This window comes from Vannielia litorea, assembly GCF_018424695.1.
Taxonomy (GTDB): Bacteria; Pseudomonadota; Alphaproteobacteria; order Rhodobacterales; family Rhodobacteraceae; genus Vannielia; species Vannielia litorea_A.
In genome coordinates this window covers 1-20,605 of record NZ_QTNQ01000044.1, presented here as the reverse complement: position 1 = coordinate 20,605, position 20,605 = coordinate 1, and the positions used below count along the sequence as shown (strand labels likewise).

The window sequence follows — 20,605 nt, the reverse complement described above, 5'->3', positions numbered from 1 at the left end:
GACGGTGCGCCCTCCAATCGGGTTTCTTGTGGGGGCCGACTGAGCCGCCACAAGATGTTGGGGCGAACGCGAAACGGCAGGGGGCATACCGGGGCAACCCGGCACACCGGGGAAATACAGGAGCGCAAGCCGCTCCATCGGGCCTTCTGCTACGCATTGAACACAACGCGGCTCCCCGAATGATGGGGGCAGGCGCGGACGGTCGCAAGAGGGACGGTCTTTAGACCATGACAGCCGAGAGGCGGGCCGCGCACAGCCTGCCACGTTCGAACAGCTCTGTTCGGCGGCCCGCCTTCTGCGCCCATCGGCAGGGTAAATGAGCGCGGCCGAAGCCGCGCCGGGACGCAACAGACAGGTGCCGCCGGAAGAAGGCGCCGAGTGAAACAGAGGCATGTGACCATGAAGATTGAACGGAAGTTCACCACGTCCAAAGGTGCTGCATACGGCGGGCTGGAGTTTACCACCACCACGTCGGAAATCCGCAATCCTGACGGCTCCGTCGTCTTCAAGCTCGACAACCTCGAAGTGCCCGCGTCCTGGAGCCAGGTGGCCTCGGACGTGATTGCGCAGAAATACTTCCGCAAGGCCGGTGTGCCTGCCTGCCTCAAGGCGGTGAAGGAAAAGGGCGTGCCCGAGTTCCTGTGGCGCAAGGTGGCCGATGAGAAGGCCCTGGCCGAGCTGCCCGAGGATGAGCGCTACGGCGGCGAGACCTCGGCCAAGCAGGTGTTCGATCGCCTCGCCGGCGCCTGGACCTATTGGGGCTGGAAGGGTGGTTACTTCACCACCGAGGCCGACGCCAAGGCCTACTTCGACGAGATGCGCCACATGCTGGCCACCCAGCGCGCCGCGCCGAACAGCCCGCAGTGGTTCAACACCGGCCTGCACTGGGCCTATGGCATCGACGGCCCGGCGCAGGGCCACCACTACGTGGATTACAAGACCGGCAAGCTGATCAAGTCGAAAAGCTCCTACGAGCATCCGCAGCCGCACGCCTGCTTCATCCAGTCTGTCGGTGACGACCTGGTGAACGAGGGCGGCATCATGGACCTCTGGGTGCGTGAGGCCCGGCTCTTCAAGTATGGCTCCGGCACCGGCACCAACTTCTCCTCGCTCAGGGCCGAAGGCGAGAAGCTTTCGGGCGGCGGCAAATCTTCGGGCCTGATGGGCTTTCTGAAGATCGGCGACCGTGCGGCGGGCGCGATCAAATCGGGCGGCACCACGCGGCGCGCGGCCAAGATGGTGATCGTCGACGCCGACCACCCGGACATTCAGGAATACGTCAACTGGAAGGTGAAGGAAGAGCAGAAGGTGGCCAGCCTCGTGGCCGGCTCCAAGATGCACGAGGAGAAGCTGAACGCGATCTTCTCCGCCATTCGCGCCTTCGACGGCTCCGAGGACGGCGCCTATGACCCCAATGCGAACGACGCGCTGAAGGGCGCGGTGAAGGATGCCAAGAAGGCCCGGATCCCCGAGACCTACATCAAGCGGGTGCTCGACTACGCGCGGCAGGGCTACGCCAGCATCGAGTTTCCAACCTACGACACCGATTGGGACAGCGAGGCCTACGCCACCGTTTCCGGCCAGAACTCCAACAACTCGGTTCGAGTCACCGATGCCTTCCTCAAGGCGGTCAAGGACGACTTGCCCTGGGAACTGGTGAACCGCACCGACGGCTCGGTGGCGCGCACCATCAGCGCCCGCGAGCTCTGGGAAGACATCGGCCACGCGGCATGGGCCTGCGCCGATCCGGGTATCCAGTACCATGACACCGTCAACGCCTGGCACACCTGCCCCGAAGACGGGCCGATCCGGGGCTCGAACCCCTGCTCGGAGTACATGTTTCTCGACGACACGGCCTGCAACCTGGCCTCGATGAACCTGCTGACCTTCCTCAAGGACGGCGTGTTCCAGGCGGAAGACTACATCCACGCCACCCGTCTGTGGACGATCACGCTGGAAATCTCGGTGATGATGGCGCAGTTTCCCTCCAAGGAGATCGCGCAGCGCAGCTACGACTTCCGCACGCTGGGCCTTGGTTATGCCAACATCGGCGGCCTCTTGATGAACATGGGCTACGGCTACGACAGCCGCGAGGGCCGCGCCCTTGGCGGCGCGCTCACCGCGATCCTGACCGGGGTGTCCTATGCCACCTCTGCCGAGATGGCCGGTGAGCTGGGGGCCTTCCCGGGTTATGCGAAAAACGCCGAGCACATGCTGCGCGTCATCCGCAACCACCGTCGCGCCGCCTATAGCGAGACGGCAGGCTACGAGCGGATGAACGTGAACCCTGTTGCGCTCGACCACGCGGGCTGCCCCGACAGCGCCCTTGTGGCGCTCGCCAAGGAAGCCTGGGACGAGGCGCTGGAACTGGGTGAGAAGCACGGCTACCGCAACGCGCAGGTTTCGGTCATCGCGCCGACCGGCACCATCGGTCTGGTGATGGACTGCGACACCACCGGCATCGAGCCCGACTTCGCGCTGGTGAAGTTCAAGAAGCTCGCGGGTGGCGGCTACTTCAAGATCATCAACCGTTCGGTGCCTGCCGCGCTGAAGAAGCTGGGCTACGGCGAGGCGCAGATTGGCGAGATCATCGCCTATGCGGTCGGCCACGGCTCGCTTGGCAACGCGCCCGGCATCAACCACACCGCGCTGGTGGGCCACGGCTTTGGCCAGGCAGAGATCGACAAAGTGGAAGCCGCGCTGGCCTCGGCCTTCGACATCCGCTTCGTCTTCAACCAGTGGACGCTGGGCGAAGAGTTCTGCACCTCGGTGCTGGGCATCCCCGCCGCAAAGCTGAACGATCCGGGCTTTGATCTGCTCTCCTCGCTGGGCTTCACCCGCGCCCAGATCGAAGCGGCCAACGACCACGTTTGCGGAACGATGACGCTGGAAGGTGCGCCGCACCTGAAGGAAGAGCATCTGAGCGTGTTCGATTGCGCCAACCCCTGCGGCAAGAAGGGCAAGCGGTTCCTCTCTGTCAATTCGCACATCGACATGATGGCCGCCGCCCAGAGCTTTATCTCAGGCGCGATCTCGAAAACGATTAACATGCCGAACGACGCCACCATCGAAGATTGCCAGGCCGCCTATGAGCGTAGCTGGCAGATGGGGATCAAGGCGAACGCGCTCTACCGCGACGGCTCCAAGCTGAGCCAGCCGCTTGCCGCCGCGCTTGTGGAAGACGACGAAGACGCGCAGGAGGTGCTGGAAAGCGGCGCACCCGCCGAGAAGGCACAGGTGCTGGCCGAGAAGATCATCGAGAAGGTGGTGATCAAGGAGGTGGTGCGGGCCGAACGCTCCAAGCTTCCGCACCGCCGGAAAGGCTATACCCAGAAGGCGGTTGTGGGCGGGCACAAGGTGTATCTGCGCACCGGCGAGTATGAAGACGGCAAGCTCGGCGAGCTCTTCATCGACATGCACAAGGAAGGCGCTGGCTTCCGGGCGATGATGAACAACTTCGCCATCGCGGTGTCGGTCGGCCTGCAATATGGGGTGCCGCTGGAGGAGTTCGTCGACGCCTTCACCTTCACCAAGTTCGAGCCGGCCGGGATGGTGCAGGGGAACGACAGCATCAAGAACGCGACCTCGATCCTCGATTACATCTTCCGCGAGCTGGCGGTGAGCTACCTCGACCGGACGGATCTGGCCCATGTGAAGCCCGAAGGCGCAGCTTTTGACGACCTGGGCCGGGGCGAGGAAGAGGGCGTTTCGAACGTCTCTTCGGTGAGTGACAGCGCGGCCTCCAAGTCCTTGGAAGTGCTCAAGCAAATCTCCTCCTCGGGCTACCTGCGCAAGCGGCTGCCGTCCGATCTGGTGGTGCTGCAAGGTGGGCTTGGCGGCGAGGTTGCCGGGGCCGTTGCGTTGGATGCCGGGGTGGATCCGGTGGTGGCGCTGGAGACCCTGGTGCCGGAAACAACGAGCGTTTCCAACGGGATGGACGCCCGGGCGAAGGCGAAGATGCAGGGCTACGAGGGCGAGGCTTGCGGGGAGTGCGGCAACTACACGCTGGTGCGCAACGGCACCTGCATGAAGTGCAACACCTGCGGCGGCACGAGCGGCTGTAGCTGAGGTTAACGGACGATGGCGAAAGAGATCATCTCCGGCATCGTCGAAACCCCCTCGGGGCGGGAGTTCGAGGCGCAATGCGAGCTTGAACCCTGCTGCAAGGGCGGACGCGAGATTTCCAAGGGCGCGGTGATCGTGCCCAAGGACCACCTGGAGGAATTCGCGATGAATCCCAAAGGGTTCCACTTCAAGGCCGAGAGCGGCGAAGCGTTCGAGGAACGCGCTGGGCTCTACGCCAAAGCGGGTGGAGACTGCATCTGGGAAGGGCGGATCAGCCTTTCGAGGGTGCAGGGTTAAGGTTCCGGGGCGGGTGCGCTCGCCCCTGGCGCAGTTCAGGCCGCAGGCAAATAAACCGGGCGGTATCAACGATGAGCCTGAACGGCGAAACTGGGGGGCTTCGGCCCCCCTTTTTCTTTGCGATTTCAGGACGGTAGGGCGGCGAGTGGGCTCTTGGGGATTGGGTTTTGCAAAAATGCAAGACCAGGGCGCAGTTTGGGCGTTAACCGTGGTTTTGGGGGATGCAGAAGCGATGCACAACTGATGCACAACCCATGCATACGGGAAAATGCAAAACGGGGAGGGGTTAAGCCACCGCGCGGGCGGATCGGCTCAGCGCTGCAGCAAGGGGGCGACGAGGGCGGCGATGCGGGCCGAACCCTTTGGGGAAGGGTGCGTCCGGTCAGCGGCGAAGAGCGAGAGGTCGGCGGGGGTGAAGACATCGTCCATGTCGACGAGCGAGACGCCGGGATCGCGGGCGGCCATGCGGCCAAGGCGGGACTCCAGCGCGCGGTAGGGGGCGACGCAGGCGGTGCCGGCGAAGCGGGGCGAGGTGTAGTAATCGGCCCAGATGACGCGGGAGCCGCGCTGCCGGAGGCTGGCGATGAGGGCGGGGATCTCGCCGCGCCGCCCATCGGTGGAGATCAGCCGGTCAAGCACGGGGCCGCAGCGGGTGCAATCGCAACTGGCGCTGATGTCATTGGCCCCACCGTTCAGCACGACCCAGGGGGCGCTGACGCCGCGGAGCTGGGTGGGGATGTTGAGCGACCCGCTGCCCCCGGCGACTTTGGCGAGGGGCAGGGAGACATCGCCCACGGGCTCCCCGAGACGGGCTTGCAGGGCATCGGCGACGGAGGCGTTGGCGCTGCGGTTCCAGGCCATGACGGAATCGCCCGCGACGACGATGCGGGCGTTGTCGGGGACGCCGGGGGCGCAGGCGGCGAGGAGGAAGAGCGGGAGGAGGAGCCAGCGGGTCATGCTGTGTGAGGTAGGGTAGTGAGGGGAGGGGGCAAGGTTGGGGGGTAACGGCCCTTTCCGGAACTTCGCAGCAGTAGCAGCGAAGGTCGGCTTCGTGCTATTCCGGCGGCAGACGATAGGTTGGAGATCGCTGACCAAGAGCGTTGCGAGCGGGTCCAGCTGCTCTGCTTCGGCGGCCATGTCACGGGCCTGTAGTGAGCCCAGCGTTTGCGAAGCCGTGCGAAAGCAAGCCTGCCCCCCCACATTCGACCTGAATGACATATTTCGATGAGACCGGCCGTATCGTTCATTTTTGGAATGATCCGACGCGCTGTATTTCTTCCTGAGCCAACCCTGCTCAGGAGCGTCGTCATGGACCATCTCGTCAATAATCATGTTCTCATCAACAACACCCGCATCGCGCATGGCGTTCACGGGGACGGATCTCCGGTGGTGCTTATCCACGGGACCCCGTCGTCCTCATATATCTGGCGCAACACCCTGCCGGCGCTGGTCGCAGCCGGCCACAAGGTGCATGTCTACGACCTCTTGGGCTACGGCCTGTCCGAGCGCCCATGGGACCCGGAGATCGACACCTCAGTCACGGGACAGGTTCCCATTCTGGAAGGGCTGCTGGATCATTGGGGGCTGGAGGATGCCCACATCATCGCCCACGACATCGGGGGTGCGGTGGCCCAGCGGTTGGCAATCTTCTCGCAACCGCGTGTTCGTTCACTCACCCTGATCGATGTGGTCAGCTTCGACAGCTGGCCCTCGAAGCGCACGCATCAGCAGATGCAGGCCGGTCTGGGGGCGCTCATCGAGGCGCCCGATGCCGACCACAGAGCGCATTTTCGGGATTGGTTGCTGTCGACCGTGCAGCACAAGGAGCGCTTGGCCGAGACATCGCTTGAGACGTTTTTGGAATTCATTGCCAACCCGATCGGGCAAGGCAGCCTGTTCCAGCATCAGGTCCGGCACTATGATCCGAAGCACACCGACGAACTGACACCCCGCCTTGCTGAACTCGGCCAGATCGCGGTCCAATTGATCTGGGGGGCAGACGACGCGTGGCAGGTCGTCGACTGGGCGCGGAAGCTACACGAGGCCATCCCGGGCTCGGAGCTGCACGTGCTGGAAGATTGCGGCCATTTCGCGATGGAAGACCAGCCCGAGAAGATCTCTGGCCTGCTGGTTGATTTCCTCAAGAGGAAGGGCTGAGCCATGACCGATATCTCGCAGGCGCCCGCCAATGGGCGAGACCGACGCCGGCTCACCACGCTGTTCGAGATCACGGGCTCTGTTCTGGCCATGGCCTATGCCTTGCTGATCGCATCGAACGTCGGAGCCGAGACCCTGGGGTTCACCCTGCTGCTGATCTCCTCTGGCCTCTTCGCGGCCTGGGCAGTGATCGACGGACGCTGGACCTTCCTGCTGTTGCAGGCGTTCTACGCTTCTTCGGCGGTGATTGGATTGGTCCGATGGGGCTGACGTCGCGCTTGCCGGCCGAACAGCCTCAAGGTAGCATGACGCAAATCTATCAGAGATAGGAAGCCATCTATGACGGTCATGTCAGACAGATTGGTTCAGCGACTGGACATTGATGCGCTTAGGGCTCTGAGCGCCATCGAGGAGCAAGGCGGTGTAACCCGCGCCGCCGCCCTTCTCGGACTGTCTCAATCGGCCGTCAGCCACAAGATCAAGCGGCTCGAAACAAGCCTCGACTGCAACCTCCTCAGCCGGCGGCCGGGCGCGCCACTCTTCACGGATACAGGGCGCGATCTTTTGGGCTATGCGCGGCGCATTCTCGCGCTTCACGATGAGGCCCTGCGCTCGCTCTCGAAGACACTGGTGCAGGGACAGATCAGTCTCGGCCTGACCGAGGATACTACCTGTTCCGACCTAAGCCGCATCCTCGGCCGGTTTGCGCGCCTGCATCCCGGCGTCTCGGTGCGGACAAGGGTGCTTCAAAGCCTGGTCCTGCAAGATTTTCTGGCGACCGGCGAGATCGACTTTGCCATCATGCAGGTCTTTACGCATGAAGTCCGCCCACATGATATCGAGCTGTTCCGAGAACGCTTGTTCTGGGTGAAATCCCCCGATCTCGACCTCGGGTCGGGCGGCATCGTGCCGTTTCTCTCTTTCGATGAGAACTGCTTCTACCGGCGGTGGGCAATGGATGTTGGGCAGGAGGACGGGACGGTATTTGCGACCATCCTTGAATGCGCCAGTGCCGCCGGTATCGTCTCCGGCGTGCGAAGCGGCCTTGGTGTCGCCATCCTGAATGAGCGGCATGTAACACCGGACATGGACGTTCTGACGGGCTGCTTCGCCGATCCACCTGACGTTACCTATGTCGCGCGCCGTGCACGGAAGCTGCGCAACCCGGCAATCGACACGCTAATCGACGAGATCAAACGGGAAATTGCAGGAGAGAGGGCTCTCCGGATCGCTTAGTGGCTTGGCTTTAAGACGAGCCGCAGGAAGATCGGGCTCATGGTCTTCGAAAAGGCGGACCCTGCGCTGGTTCCCAGGGGTGACCAACATCCGTTCGAACCTCTCGCTGCGCGAGAAATTACCCCCGAGCCGGCGGACGGCCATGCACGTAGAAACTTGAAGCCTGTCCTTCCTGACAGGTCTGGGAAGCGGACGTTGTTTCCATGTGCAGCGAAGGGCTGCTCTCCGCCCTTTGTTGACGCAGATGGAGAGTCGGTCCCGTCCTAAGGCCTGGCGTGAGGGTCGCGTTTCATGCCCCCCCTACAACGTCGAGGTATCCTCAAGCGGGTTGCTGCCTGCCGTCAGGGCTTCGCCTGGTTCGGGGGCAGGCATGTCGGCGGGGTCGACCCAGGCGCCGGAGCGGCTTTCGGGGAGAACGATCACCCGCGTTCCGTTGGGCGTATTCGCCGCGAGGTGCATGGCGTCCTGGTTGAACATGCGGATGCAGCCGGAGGAGGCCTGCATGCCGATGGACTTGGGCTCGGAGGTGCCGTGGATGCGGTAGAGCGTGTCACGCCCGTTGCGGTAGAGGTAGAGCGCGCGGGCGCCGAGGGGGTTGTCGAGGCCGCCGGGCTTTCCGTTGCGGATCGGGCCGTAGAGCTCGGGGTCGCGGCGGACCATGTTGGCGGTGGGCGTCCAGTAGGGCCAGTCGCGCTGGAAGGCGACGTTGGCGTTGCCGGAGAAGCCGCGGCCTGCGCGGGCGACGCCGACGACGTAGCGCATGGCGCGGCCGTTCCCCAAGAGCTGGTAGAGCCGCTTGGCGCCGGGATCGACGATGATGGTGCCCGGCGCGTGGGGGGCCGAGTAGTTGACCTCTTGGCGGGCGATTGCCTCGGTCAGGTACTCCTCGGGCACGGCGGGCACGGTGATGGCACCGTCCTGCACGGCGGCGTATTTGGCGCGCGTGGTTTCGGTGATGTGGGAGGGGTCGACCAGTTCGGCGCAGGCCGAGAGGGAGAGGGCAGCAGCGAGGGCGAGCAGGGGGCGAAGCATCTGGGGCCTTGGGTGTTGTTGAGCAGCAGTTGAGCCTTGTCTGCCTCAGCGCCGGGGGAGGGGCAAGTGGGGCACCGGCAAAAACCCGCGCGGTGTTGCGCTTGCGCTCGGGGCGGGAAGCTGGTTTGGCGCCTGAGGGGCGCGGCGCGGGCCGCCCCCGAGCGGAGGAGGCCGCCATGGCACGGATCAGTGTTTCGACGGAGAACGGGGTGTTGCCCGGCCATTACGTGATCGGGGTGCTCTGCGCGATCTGGCGCGAGCAGGGACATGAGGTAGAGGTGGGGCGTGGGTTTGCCGCGGAGGCCGACCTGTGCATCCTGCATCACGACCGCACGCGGATCGACCCGGCGGATGTGCCCGAGGCGCCGGCGGGTGTGCCGGTGTTGAATGGCGGCGTGCTGGACATTTCCAAGCGGCAGTATTCGGAATTGCAGGTGGCGCAGGGCGATGGCTGGGACGGCCCCGTGATCGTGAAGTCGAACCTCAACTCCTTCGGCTCGCCCGAGGTGCGCGCCAGCCGCAGCCGCATGGTGCGGGCCCGCCGCCGCCTGGCCGGGGTGAGCTGGAAGCTGGCGCGGGTGCTGCCAAAGCGGACCTATCCGGTGCTCGGCTCGGCGGCAGAGGTGCCGCGCTGGGTGTGGGGCCGGGAGGACTTGCTGGTGGAGCGCTTCATGCCGGAGCGGGAAGGGGACCTCTATTGCCAGCGCGGCTGGCTGTTTTTCGGCGCGCGCGGCTATGGTTACAAGATCTATGCCAGCGATCCGATGGTGAAGACGGGCACGATGGTGAAGTACGAATATCTCGATGACGTGCCGCCGGAGATCGAGGCGCATCGCGAGCGCATGGGGTTCGACTTCGGGAAGTTCGATTACGTGGTGCACGACGGCCGGGCGATCTTGCTGGATGCGAACAAGACGGCGACCTTTGCCGGGGATCCGCGGTCGGAGCGGATATTGCGGCTGGCCGCAGGGCTTGAGGAGGTGCTGGGATGAACGTGCCGTTGGTGCCCGGGGTGCCGCCGGGCGGGCTTATGCCAGAGGGCACGGCCTATATGGCGCGAACCGATCTGCATCAGACCCGGATGCTGGGCTACACCCCGTTCAACCTCGACGCGGTGACGACGCTGTTGCTGGGCGTGCTGGGTCGATGCCCGACGCTGCGGCACCGGGGCGGGGTGAGTGACGAGATCCTGACCTTCCTAGAGGCGGCGGGGCACCAGATTGAAGAAGATATGCGGGTGTTCACCACCACTGAGGAGGCGGTGGCCCATGGCAAGGGGATGGTGGCGGAGGGATACAGGCTGGCCTGGCCCTATCCGGTGACGGAGGGCTTGTATGGGGAAGGGGCGCATTTGGTTGCGCCCGACCTCTGGGCGCGGCTCAACAGCAAGGAATCGTTGCCGTGGTTGGTGCCGCCGGGCGCGCTGGCGCCGCGAGAGCTGCGCGCGGTCGATCAGCTCGACGGCGTGGCGCTGCCGGTGTTCCTGAAGGCGGCGGGCGAGGAGGCGACGGGCTGGGGCCATGCGGTGCGCTATTGCACGGATGCCGAGAGCCTCGCGGCGGCAAGGGCGCAACTCGAGGCGATGGGCGTGGAGCGCGTGATCTGCGAGGCGGCGCTGGAGGTGGAGCGCTGCTGGTGCGCCAACCTGACGATCATGGAAACCGGGGTGCATTACCTCGGCGCGGCGGAGCAGACCTTCAGCGCACCGGGCCAGCAACTTGGCAACGTGATCGACCCTGCCCACCCGCTGCCGGAGGCCGGGATCGCGCTTGCGATGGAGGTGGCCCGGAAAGCGCAGGCAGAGGGGTTTCTCGGGGTCTGTGGCTTCGACATCGGCCGCACCGTGGGTGGCGAGATGATCGTCTTCGACCCGAATTTCCGGTTCAACGCCTGCACCCAGCAGATCCTGCTGCACGACACGGCGGCTGCACGGGTGGGGCTCGCCTGTAGCCAGACCTTCGCCGGGCAGTTCAAGGGGCCGCTCAGCGAGATGGTCGCGCGGCTGCGGGAGCCCGTGCAGGAGGGCTGGCTGGTGCCGTACCGGCTGATCGACGCCAGCCTGATGGAGACAGCGGAGGGCATATGCCACTGCACCGGGCTGGTGCTGGGGCGTGACCGTGCGGATGCCGCCAAGCGCGCCGAGACTCTGACAGCGGCGCTGGCGGCCTGACGAATAGGCCTCGGCCCGGCGGGCGCCGGACCGGGGCAGGGCACTGGCCTGCGATCAGGCGATCTCGACCAGTTCGACGTCGAAGGTCAGCGTTTTGCCCGCGAGCGGGTGGTTGGCGTCGAGCACGACCTTCTCTTCATCCGCTTCGAGGACAGTGACGGGCATGGCCTGGCCATCCGGGGTTTGCACCTGAAGCTGCGTGCCGGGCTCTGTCGGGATGTGATCGGGCACGCTGGCACGTTCGACGGCCTGCACGCGGTCGGCCTGATGCTCGCCGTAGGCCTCGCCGGGCTCGACGCGGACGGTGCGCTTTTCGCCCACTTCCATGCCGGTCACGCCGGCGTCGAGGCCGGGGATGATCTGGCCGGAGCCGAGTTCGAAAGACAGCGGCTCGCGGCCCTCGGAGCTGTCGAAAACGGTGCCGTCTTCGAGAGTGCCGGTGTAATGCAGTTGGAGCGTATCGCCCGCCTTTGCCTGGGTCATTGGGTATCCTTTCAGGGGGGAGGGGTGAATTTGCCGAGGCCGCGCGCGCGGGTGGCTCGGTGTTCGCCACAGGGTCGCAACTCGTGGCGCGAATGTAAACCGGGGGAAACGCAGGCAAGGAAAAGCCCCGCCGGAGCGGGGCCTCTTTGGTTTTGCGTAGGGCAAGGTGGGCATTTGCCCAACCTGCGGGACGGCTGCGGCCGTGCGTCCTCAGCCGTCGAAATCGACCTCTTCGATCAGCTTGATCGCGGCCGGGCGCAGCTTGGCGATGTCGACGAGGTCGGTGTCATCGGGGGTGAATTCGCCCCAGCTTCTCACCAGATCGGAGGGTTCGGTGCCGGGGGCCACCGGGTATTCGTTGTTCTTCTCGGCGTAGATTTCCTGGGCCTGGGAGGAGGCGAGGAATTCGATGAACTTCACCGCGTTTTCCTTGTTCGGCGCGGCTTTGGTCAGCGCGACGCCGGAGAGGTTGATGTGGGTGCCGCCATTCTCGAAGGTCGGGAACTCGATGCGTACACTCTCGGCCCATGGCACCTGCTCGGGGTCGGCCAGCATGGCGCCCATGTAGTAGGTGTTGCCGAGCGAGATGTCGCATTCACCGGCCCAGATCGCCTTGACCTGCGCCCGGTCGTTGCCCTCGGGCTTGCGGGCGAGGTTGGCCTTGAGGCCTTCGAGCCAGGTGCGGGTATAGTCTTCGCCATGGTGGTGCAGCATCGCCGCGACCAGGGCGACGTTGTAGTCGTGGGTGCCGGAGCGGGTGCAGATGCGGCCTTTCCACTTGGGGTCGGCCAGGTCCTCGTAGGTGGTCACCTCGCCGTCGGCGACGCGCTCCTTGGAGGCATAGACGATGCGGGCGCGGGTGGTGACGCCCCACCATTGCCCGTCGGGCCCGTGCAGCGCGGCGGGCACGCTGTCGGTCAGGACCTGGGAGGAGAGCGGCTGGGTGACGCCGGCCTCGACCAGCTCGTTCAGCCGGGCGATGTCGACGGTGAGCACCACGTCGGCGGGGGAGCGGTCGCCCTCGGCCTGGAGGCGCTCGACCATGCCCTTGTTGAGAAAGGCGACATTGACCTCGATGCCGGTTTCTTCGGTGAAGGCCTCGGTGAGCGGCGCGATCAGCTCGGGCTGGCGGTAGGAATAGACGTTGATCTCATCGGCCAGCGCGGGGGCGGCGGCCAGGGTAAGGGCGAGTGTGGTTCGCAGCATATCTGCCTCCTGTTGATCTCGGGAGGCTTAAACCTGAGTCTTTTTGTGGGGTCAATGGCTGAGTGTTTTGCTCAGGAGTTTTCCGCCGAGGGGCCGCTCTGGGTTTCGCGCCGGTGGCGGCGCGCGGCGCGCAGCAGCCAGAACCCGAGGAACACCGTGACGCCGAGCGCGGCGAGGAAGCCGAGCGCCTGGGAAGCCACTTCTGCGCCCTGGCTGAGGTTGTCGGCAAAGCTCAGTCCGAGGCCAACGTAGATGGCGACCCAGACGGCCTCGCCTGCGGCACCCCAGAGGGTGAAGCGCAGCCAGTCGAGGCGTCCTGCTCCGGCGGCGAGGTTGGCGTAGGGCCCGAGTGGCGAAAACAGCCAGCGGGTGAGGAAGATGCCGGGGCCACCGCGGTTTTGGGTAAAGTCTCGGGCACGGGTGTAGAGCCGGGCGCGCTTGGGGCGTGTGGCCAGCGTTCTGTCGAGCCAGGCCCCGCCACGCCGGCCGAGCGCGTAGCCGACCTGATCACCCAGCACCGCCCCGGCGAAGGCCCCGCCGGCCACGGGCGCGACGGACAGATCGCCGGTGGCCACGAAGGCCCCGCCCGCCAGCATCATCAGCGAGGAGGGGACGGGCAGGGCGATGCAGGAGGCGAAGGTGGTGAGCGCGAGGATCGGCACGCCATAGGCGGCGAGGAGTTCGAAGAGAAGATCGCTCATTCGGAGGCGGAGCGCTTTGCGTGGGCGTCGAGGTAGGCCTGCGCTTCTTCAATCACCTGCGCCAGCGGCACGCCGCGCTTTTCGGCAATGGTTTCGAGCGTGGGCCGCTCCTTTGGGTCGGGCGGGACGCCGAGGTGTTCGGAAAGCTCGCGACCGTCGACCAACCATGAATGGGCAATGTAGCGAGGTGTCATCCACGGCTCCAGCGCCTGGGCCTGGTGGGCCGGGTCCATCCAGTAGAGCGTGCGCGCGACGGTGCGGTAGCCGAAGAAGAGCGTGGCCGCGACGGCGAGGGCGAAGCAGGCGGTGAGGACCGGGTGGCGGCGGATGAGGCCCTTCACTTGGTCAGGCTCTTCATGCCCGCCGTCAGCCCCTCCAGCGTCATCGGGACCATCCGCTCTTCGAAGATCTCGCGGATCATGGCGATGGACTGGGTGTAGCCCCAGTGGCGCTCTGGCACCGGGTTGATCCATAGGTTTTGCGGCCACTGCTGGCGCGCACGGGCAAGCCATGTTCTGCCCGCCTCCTCGTTCCAGTGCTCGTTGGCGCCGCCCGGGTAGGCGACCTCGTAGGGGCTCATCGACGCATCTCCGACGAAGATGGCGCGGTAATCCGGGCCATAGGTGTTGAGCACCTCCCATGTCGGCGTCTGCTCGGACCAGCGGCGGCGGTTGTCGCGCCACACCCCCTCGTAGAGGCAGTTGTGGAAGTAGTAATATTCGAGATGCTTGAACTCGGCGCGGGCGGCGGAGAACAATTCTTCGACCACCTTGATATGCGGGTCCATCGAGCCGCCGACATCGAGGAAGAGCAGCACCTTTACGGCGTTGCGGCGCTCGGGGCGGGTGACCACATCAAGGTGGCCGTGCTCGGCGGTGGCGCGGATCGTGCCGTCAAGGTCCAGCTCTTCATGGGCGCCGTCGCGGGCCCATTGGCGCAGGCGCTTTAGGGCGACCTTGATGTTGCGGGTGCCCAGCTCGACCCCGTCGTCCAGGTTGCGGAATTCGCGCTTGTCCCAGACCTTCACGGCACGGCGGTGGCGGCTTTCTTTCTGGCCGATGCGCACGCCCTCGGGGTTGTATCCGTAGGCACCGAAGGGGGAGGTGCCGGCGGTGCCGATCCACTTGTTGCCGCCCTGGTGACGGCCCTCCTGCTCCTTGAGGCGCTCGCGCAGGGTTTCCATCAGCTTCTCGAAGCCGCCCGCCGCCTCGATCTCGGCCATTTCCTCGGGAGAGAGGTGCTTTTCGGCCTGTTTCCTGAGCCAGTCTTCGGGAAGGTCCACCGCCTCCAGCACCGCTTCGAGCGGTATGCTCTCCAGCCCCTTGAAGGCGTGAGAAAACGCCTGATCGAAGCGGTCGAGGTGGCGCTCGTCCTTCACCAGGCAGGTGCGGGCGAGGTAATAGAAGGCCTCGATGTCATAGGTTGTCAGCCCGGCCGAGACGGCATCCAGAAATCCCAGGTGCTCGCGGAGCGTGACGGGCACGCCCGCCTGACGGAGGGACTGGAAGAAGGGCAGGAACATGGGCCGAAGGTGCGGCGCGGCGCGGGCGTGGTCAAGCCCGGCTTACATCTCGGCGAACTTGATCGACTCGCCGCAGCCGCAGGCCTCGGTGACGTTCGGGTTGTTGAACTTGAAGCCGGATTCCAGCAGCGAGGTCTCATAGTCGATCTCGGTGCCGAAGAGGAACATCTGGGCCATCGGCGCGATCATCACGCGGGCGCCGTTCTGTTCCACCACCTCGTCATGCTCATCCACGGCGTCGGCGTATTCCATGGTGTATTCCATCCCCGCGCAGCCGCCCTTCTTCACGCCGATGCGCAGGCCCTTGTGGCCGTCGCGGGCCATCAGCTTGGCAATCTCGGCCTCGGCGCGGGGGGTGATGGTAACGGCTTGCTTGCCGGGAATTCCGAACATGGGGTGGCTCCTTTGGCCCATATGTAGGCCGGGAGCGCCTATGGCTCAAGGCCCACGCGCCGCAAGCTGTTGTGAGCGGATTTTCTCCGGTATCGCCATGTTGCGGCCCGCCTGATGCCACATTCTAGCCTTGCGAGGTTAGTCTTTTGGGCAGAGCAGATTTCTGGAGGAGTCCCATGACCAAACCCCTGAAGACCGGCTTTGCCGCACTCGTCGTGGCCGCAATGGCCGCCGCCCCGGTCACCCTGGCGGTGGGCGCCGCAACGGTGCTGGGCGCGGATGCTGCCCATGCGAAGGCAGGTGGCAACGGCAATGGCAATGGCGGCGGTAACGGCAACGGCGGTGGTGGCGGAAAAGGCGGCGGCAAAAGCGGCGGCAATTCCGGCGGCAAGGGCGGAAGCAGCGCCTCCTCCGACGGCAAGGGCAAATCCACCTCCACCAAGGGCAAGACCGTGAAGACGACCACGGTGCGCACGGTGAAGCGAAACGGCAAGACGGTGAAGATCCGCCGCACGGTCATCCGCAAGTCGGGCGGGTCTGCTGGCACCACGACCACGCGCAGTGCCAAGCCGGTTCAGAAAAAGAGCACCGCAACCGCGCCCACCGCGACGGCCTCCACCGAGCAGGCAGTGGCGACGTCGAAGAAGCCCGCTGGCAAGCCGCAGCGCGCCTCGGTCGAGACCGAGACCACCGCCAAGGCCAAGGGCGGGAACGGCTGGCGCAGCCGGATGGCGGCTGGCGAAACGCGGGTGCACCCCAGCGAGCTTGGCAGCTGGAACTCGGCCAAGCGCAGCCCGCAGGCGATTGCCAACATGGCGGAAAAATACCGCGAAACCGGCGTCGCGACCGGGGCAGGCGGCCGGATTGGCGCGCTTGTCGTGGCCTATGAGAACGTGAACGTGGCGGTGAACGGCGACGAGGCGCTCGGCGTCGAGGGGCTGACCGACGTGGTGCAGGCCGCCGTGGATGCGGGTGAGATCACCGTGGAGCAGGCCGAGGCGATCCTGTCGGGCGATATCCCCACCGTCGAGGAGCTGGCCGCGCAAACCGGTGCGATTGCAACGGACTACGATCTGCCCGATGGCGTGAGCCTGACCTATGAAGACGGCGGCGTGAGCTGTGATGATGGCGGCAGCGGTGGCTGCGACGAGGTCATGACCAGCCCCGACTACGCCGATGTTCAGGAGGAGATCGCGGCGATCGAAAGCACCGGCGACGTGATCGAGAACGAGGAGATCGCGGCGGCGGTCGAGGCGGTTGAGGCGGCCGAGGCCGAACTGGCCGAAGCGCAAGCCACGGTGCAGCCGAACAAGACGCCGGAACTGGCCGAGGACATGCTGGCCGACGTCGAGGAGTTGCTCGGGATCGCGATCGAAGAGGCCGACGAGATCACCGCGCCCGAAGAGCCCGCGACCGAGGAAGCAGCGGCGACCGGCGAGGAAGGGACCGCGCCCGTCGAGGGCTGACACCCCAGGCCGAGACATGACGAAACGGGCGGTCCCTTGGCCGCCCGTTTTGGTTTTTTGTCAGTAACTTGAGGCTCGGCCCTCAAGTCCTTCTCGGGTCTCAGAGGCCCATGCAGTTGGCGTAGAAGGTGACCGTGGCGGGCCAGTCGGAGAAGATGCCTTCAACCTCCACGTCCTGCGCCAGCGTATCGACCAGCTCGTAGATGTCGCCGTCATTGTCGGTGACCTCGGTGGCTGATTTGTAGTACCAGCCGCCGCCCGAGGCGAGCGGGCCGGAGCGTTCCAGCGACCAGGTGATGAGGTTCAGCCCGGCTTCCTTGGCGGCGAGGGCGTAATCGGAGGCGGCGTAGGTGCCGTCTTTCGCGGTGACGAGCATGTTCATCGAAGGGGCGAGATATTGCACGCCCTTCGCCTTGAGGTCGGCGAAATCCTCGGCCCAGGTCTCGGCGACCTGCGGATCGAAGCTGTCCGTCGGCTCGACGAGGTAGACGGCCTGTGCGCCGAATTCCGGTTCGTTCTCAATCCAGTAGAGCACGTCGTTGAGGTTGAAGCTCTGCGGGAAGACCTGGCTCGGGTCGACGCCGGCGGCCTTGTACTCGTCGATCATCTTCTGGGCGTAATCCTCCTGCGTGAAGCCGTCGAAGGGCATCTCGACGGAGGGGCTTTTCAGCTCGGGCGTCATCTTGACGCCCAGCTCCTTAAAGAGCGCGATCGACTCGGCATGGGTGAGACTCGTGGGCTCTTGCACGTAGAGCGCGGTGCGCCATCCGGCGATGCCGCCCTGGTAGGCCTCGGCTGTGGTGGCGGCGCTGTCGGCGCTATCCATCTTGGGCGTCAGGCTCTTGAATTCATTGAGGGAAAGCTCGGAGGTGCGGCACTCGGCAGCGGCCTTGGTGTCGCCCTCAGCCGGGCTGAAGGGGGTGGTGCAGGTGGCGGCGAGATCGGAGACGAGGATGTTGGTGGTGGTGTGCAGATCGTTCTGGGCGTGGCGGCAGACCAGCTCCTTGTCCTTGGTGAAGGTCACGTCGCACTCACCAATGCCCGCGCCCATGGCGGCCCCGGCGCGATAGCTCTCGGCGGTGTGCTCCGGAAACATCATCGGCGCGCCGCGGTGGGCGATGGAAAAGTCAGACTTTGCAATGGGTTGGCCGAGGCAGCTTTGCAGTTTCGTCTTCAGCTCGCCCTCGGGCAGCTTGCCGATGAGATAGGCCGGACGGGGGCCGTAGCCGGAAAGCGGAGCCTCGGCGAAGGCCGGGGCGGTGGTGGCGAGGAGGAGAGTGGCGAGAAGGGGTGTGCGGCGCATTGGGTGCGACTCCTTGGTTTGCGATGGGCGCAACAAAGGGTCGCTGTGTGACGCCTGCAAAACGCGCAGGTGACGTTCAGGTAAAAACGCGCAAGCCGTTGGTGGCGTTACATGAATCCGAGTTCGAGGCGGGCCTCGTCGCTCATCATCTCCATGCCCCAGGGCGGCTCCCAGGTGATTTCGACGTCGACCTGCTTCACGCCGGGGATCGGCTCGATGGCGTCGGCCAGCCAGCCCGGCATCTCCCCCGCAACGGGACAGCCCGGAGCGGTGAGCGACATGATGACGTTCACCTCGTTCTCCGGCGAGATCTCGATCGTGTAGATCAACCCGAGGTCATAGATATTCACAGGGATTTCAGGGTCATAGACCGAGCGGCACGCCTCGACCACCGCCTCGTGCAGAGGATGCTCGGTGGAGGAAGGCTTGATCAGCGGGGTGCCTTCGAGGGGGGGCGTATCTTCGGGCATGGGGCCTCCTGTTCCTGAGTGTTTACATAGGAGATAGGGCGGGGCGCGGCAAGGGCGGGTGTTGCGCGTGCGGCGCGGTAACGCGGGGTCGATTTGTGCCGTAAACCGCAAGCAGGACACAGGCACAATCGATGCACAAGGGATGCACATCCCATCCATACGAGGAATCCGGGGGCAGGGTTAAGTTAACGGGGCGGGCGGTGAAACGGCGTGGCCGGGGAGATCCTCGGGTCGGAGCCCGAGGATGAGGGCGAGGCGGGCAACGGCGGGCGCTTTATTGCCGGAACGGCAGCAGCCGGGGCGGGAGGCGAGCCGCACCCGGCGGCAGGCTGCGCCAGTGGCAGCCCTCTGGCGGTGGGATTGCGGTGAAGTTCGTCACCCCGGCGAGCCAGGGGCTGACCCAGGCGGCGGCTTCGGCGTCGCTCTCCAGCCATCCGCGCCACCGGCCCATGAGCTCGTCGGTCTGCAGCGGCGCATCGGACCATTGGCAGGGACGCGCCATGCCCTCGGGCAGGCGCACGGTGCCATCGGCCATGCTGTTGAGCAGCGAATACGGGTCCAGCTGTGCCGTGGTGAAATCGAGGTTGTGAAGGAGCGCCCCCTCGAAACGGGCGCCGCGCAGGTCTGCCAGATCGACGCCCGCGCCGATGAGAGGAAGGCCCGCGAGATCGGTGCGCGGGGCCAGCGCCGCCGGGTTGCCGAAGACGACCGCACGGCTGAAGTTGGCACCGCGCAGGCTGGCTGCACCGAACTCGGCGTTGAGGATCATCGCCTGGGTGAAATCGGCACCATCGAGCACGGTTTCGCTCATCTGTGCCCCGTCGATCCGGATGTTGTGCAAGCTTGCGCGCTCCATGCGGGCGCGGGCGAGCATGGTGCGAGTGAGCGTGGCGCCGTCGAGAAAGGCGATATCGAGCGCGGCGCCGGACATGTGGGCATCGGTCAGGTCGGCGCCGTTGAGGAAGGCGCCTTCGAGCTGTGCGGCGGGCAGGAAGGCGCCCTGAAGCCGGACCTGCTGGAGATCGGCGCCGGAGAGGAAGGCCCCGGCGAGGGCGGCTTCGCGAAAGTCCGGCTTGGCGCGCTGCACCTTGGACCAGTCGGGCTTGGGCAGTTCGGCGAGGGCGGTGAAGCGCCGGGTCAGCCATTCCTCGCGGAAATCGGCCTCGCGGGGGCCGAGGTTGGCGCAGTCTTCGACCCCCTCGCGGCGGCACCAAGTGGCGCGGAACTCGGTGCGGGCGATGTCGAAGGGGAGCCAGGTGTCGGGGCGTTCGACGACCTCTTCGAGACCCAGCGAGATGGGCGCGAGGAACGCGGCGCTGCCATTGGTGCGCAGGAAACTCGGCACCAGAACCGCCGGCAGGACCAGCAGCAGCCCGATTCCGTGGACCTGCACCGCGTGGCGGAGCCGGTTGGGCATGAGCTCGGGCGAGCGCATGCGACGCAGCAGCAGGGCGAAGCTGGTGACCCCGGTGAAGAGCGCGAGGATCAGGGCCAGCCCGGCGATGCCCGTCATCCAGAACAGGCGGGCGGGCATGGACATCCACCAGACGAGGGCCAGCACCACCGGCCCCAGCAGCCAGCCGAGCGCGATGTTCAGCGACATGGCGGAGACTTCCATGGCGCGGGGCAGGGTGCAGTTGTCGTCGCGCAGGGTGTTGCGCAGGTGCAGGGCGGCGTCGGTCACCAGCCAGGGGGCGATGGCATCGCCGAGGCGCTCGCCGCCGATGCGGGCGGGCGCGGCGCCGAGCGCATCCCAGAGGCGGATCAGGTAGAGCTGGAAGTAGCCGTAGATGGCCGCTGTCAGGATCGGCGCGGCGATGAAGAAATATCGGGTGGGCACAGAGACATCCACCAGCGGCAGCTTGGTGGCGCGGTCGGTGCCGTAGAAATCTATGTGCTCCACGCCCATCAGGGTGATGCCGACGAAGACCAGCGTGCCGAGCAGCGCGAACCAGGTGGTGCGGGCGTTGGCGGTGAGCGCGTTGATGCGCGCGAGGGTTGGATTGTCGGGCATGGCGGGTATCCCGGTTGGCTCCGGCCTGAGTGTGGCGGTGCGGGGCGGATCGGGCAACGGTCGGGGGGCGGTGCGGGCGGCGGTTCACGC

Annotated in this window: 19 protein-coding genes; 8 read left to right on the top strand and 11 right to left on the bottom strand. The window is 65.7% G+C overall.

All coding sequences use genetic code 11. The features are described from left to right. Window positions 1-399 precede the first annotated feature (399 nt). Window positions 400-4,068 (top strand): vitamin B12-dependent ribonucleotide reductase, encoded by a 3,669-nt coding sequence (locus DYI42_RS14735; protein WP_213546755.1) that lies wholly within the window; start codon window positions 400-402, stop codon window positions 4,066-4,068. A gap of 12 nt (window positions 4,069-4,080) precedes the next feature. Then, window positions 4,081-4,362 (top strand): hypothetical protein, encoded by a 282-nt coding sequence (locus DYI42_RS14730; protein ID WP_213546754.1) that lies wholly within the window; start codon window positions 4,081-4,083, stop codon window positions 4,360-4,362. 312 nt (window positions 4,363-4,674) lie between these two features. Here DYI42_RS14730 and DYI42_RS14725 read toward each other — a convergent pair whose 3' ends face one another. Further along, the gene (locus DYI42_RS14725) at window positions 4,675-5,319 is read right to left on the bottom strand and encodes an SGNH/GDSL hydrolase family protein (protein ID WP_213546753.1); all 645 of its coding nucleotides are present in this window, start codon (window positions 5,317-5,319) and stop codon (window positions 4,675-4,677) included. Between the two features lie 351 nt (window positions 5,320-5,670). Here DYI42_RS14725 and DYI42_RS14720 point away from each other — a divergent pair, with 351 nt between their 5' ends. The 3 genes from DYI42_RS14720 (at window position 5,671) to DYI42_RS14710 (ending at window position 7,755) form a co-directional block, all read left to right on the top strand. Next, window positions 5,671-6,519, top strand: coding sequence for an alpha/beta fold hydrolase (locus DYI42_RS14720; protein ID WP_213546752.1), 849 nt, complete (start codon window positions 5,671-5,673; stop codon window positions 6,517-6,519). 3 nt (window positions 6,520-6,522) lie between these two features. Then, the gene (locus DYI42_RS14715) at window positions 6,523-6,789 is read left to right on the top strand and encodes a hypothetical protein (RefSeq protein ID WP_213546751.1); all 267 of its coding nucleotides are present in this window, start codon (window positions 6,523-6,525) and stop codon (window positions 6,787-6,789) included. Between the two features lie 69 nt (window positions 6,790-6,858). Beyond that, complete coding sequence (locus DYI42_RS14710; RefSeq protein WP_244867944.1) at window positions 6,859-7,755, top strand: LysR family transcriptional regulator; 897 nt, start codon at window positions 6,859-6,861, stop codon at window positions 7,753-7,755. A 300-nt stretch (window positions 7,756-8,055) separates the two neighbouring features. Here DYI42_RS14710 and DYI42_RS14705 read toward each other — a convergent pair whose 3' ends face one another. Continuing rightward, window positions 8,056-8,787: a L,D-transpeptidase gene (locus tag DYI42_RS14705; protein WP_213546750.1), complete on the bottom strand. Its 732-nt coding sequence runs from the start codon at window positions 8,785-8,787 to the stop codon at window positions 8,056-8,058. A 176-nt stretch (window positions 8,788-8,963) separates the two neighbouring features. On the opposite strand from DYI42_RS14705, the gene DYI42_RS14700 reads away from it, so the two are divergent. Continuing rightward, a complete protein-coding gene (locus DYI42_RS14700; protein WP_213546749.1) occupies window positions 8,964-9,779 on the top strand; it encodes a hypothetical protein in 816 nt (271 codons plus the stop codon). Beyond that, a complete protein-coding gene (locus tag DYI42_RS14695; protein WP_213546748.1) occupies window positions 9,776-10,957 on the top strand; it encodes a hypothetical protein in 1,182 nt (393 codons plus the stop codon). Before DYI42_RS14700 ends, DYI42_RS14695 begins: the two co-directional genes overlap by 4 nt. Before the next feature lie 54 nt (window positions 10,958-11,011). Here the strand turns inward: DYI42_RS14695 and DYI42_RS14690 are convergent, their stop codons facing one another. From DYI42_RS14690 to DYI42_RS14665, 6 genes are all read right to left on the bottom strand, one after another. After that, complete coding sequence (locus tag DYI42_RS14690; protein WP_213546747.1) at window positions 11,012-11,440, bottom strand: FKBP-type peptidyl-prolyl cis-trans isomerase; 429 nt, start codon at window positions 11,438-11,440, stop codon at window positions 11,012-11,014. A gap of 210 nt (window positions 11,441-11,650) precedes the next feature. Then, window positions 11,651-12,646: a Fe(3+) ABC transporter substrate-binding protein gene (locus DYI42_RS14685; RefSeq protein WP_213546746.1), complete on the bottom strand. Its 996-nt coding sequence runs from the start codon at window positions 12,644-12,646 to the stop codon at window positions 11,651-11,653. A gap of 71 nt (window positions 12,647-12,717) precedes the next feature. Then, window positions 12,718-13,347 carry a DedA family protein gene (locus DYI42_RS14680; RefSeq protein ID WP_213546745.1) on the bottom strand — a complete coding sequence of 210 codons (630 nt, stop codon included), beginning with the start codon at window positions 13,345-13,347 and terminating at the stop codon, window positions 12,718-12,720. After that, on the bottom strand, window positions 13,344-13,688 hold the full coding sequence (locus DYI42_RS14675) for a hypothetical protein (protein WP_213546744.1): 345 nt from the start codon (window positions 13,686-13,688) through the stop codon (window positions 13,344-13,346). The genes DYI42_RS14680 and DYI42_RS14675 overlap by 4 nt, the downstream gene beginning before the upstream one ends. Next, window positions 13,685-14,869 carry a vWA domain-containing protein gene (locus DYI42_RS14670; RefSeq protein WP_213546743.1) on the bottom strand — a complete coding sequence of 395 codons (1,185 nt, stop codon included), beginning with the start codon at window positions 14,867-14,869 and terminating at the stop codon, window positions 13,685-13,687. Before DYI42_RS14670 ends, DYI42_RS14675 begins: the two co-directional genes overlap by 4 nt. A 42-nt stretch (window positions 14,870-14,911) precedes the next feature. Next, on the bottom strand, window positions 14,912-15,262 hold the full coding sequence (locus DYI42_RS14665; protein ID WP_213546742.1) for a HesB/IscA family protein: 351 nt from the start codon (window positions 15,260-15,262) through the stop codon (window positions 14,912-14,914). A gap of 176 nt (window positions 15,263-15,438) precedes the next feature. On the opposite strand from DYI42_RS14665, the gene DYI42_RS14660 reads away from it, so the two are divergent. Continuing rightward, entirely contained in the window at window positions 15,439-16,728 is a 1,290-nt protein-coding gene (locus DYI42_RS14660; RefSeq protein WP_213546741.1) for a hypothetical protein, read from the top strand. A 100-nt stretch (window positions 16,729-16,828) separates the two neighbouring features. Here DYI42_RS14660 and DYI42_RS14655 read toward each other — a convergent pair whose 3' ends face one another. The 3 genes from DYI42_RS14655 to DYI42_RS14645 all read right to left on the bottom strand — a co-directional run bounded on the left by DYI42_RS14655 (window position 16,829) and on the right by DYI42_RS14645 (window position 20,515). Continuing rightward, complete coding sequence (locus tag DYI42_RS14655; protein WP_213546740.1) at window positions 16,829-18,031, bottom strand: glycerophosphodiester phosphodiesterase family protein; 1,203 nt, start codon at window positions 18,029-18,031, stop codon at window positions 16,829-16,831. 107 nt (window positions 18,032-18,138) lie between these two features. Beyond that, window positions 18,139-18,501 (bottom strand): SUF system Fe-S cluster assembly protein, encoded by a 363-nt coding sequence (locus DYI42_RS14650; protein ID WP_213546739.1) that lies wholly within the window; start codon window positions 18,499-18,501, stop codon window positions 18,139-18,141. 274 nt (window positions 18,502-18,775) lie between these two features. Then, the gene (locus DYI42_RS14645; protein WP_213546738.1) at window positions 18,776-20,515 is read right to left on the bottom strand and encodes a pentapeptide repeat-containing protein; all 1,740 of its coding nucleotides are present in this window, start codon (window positions 20,513-20,515) and stop codon (window positions 18,776-18,778) included. Window positions 20,516-20,605 lie beyond the last annotated feature (90 nt).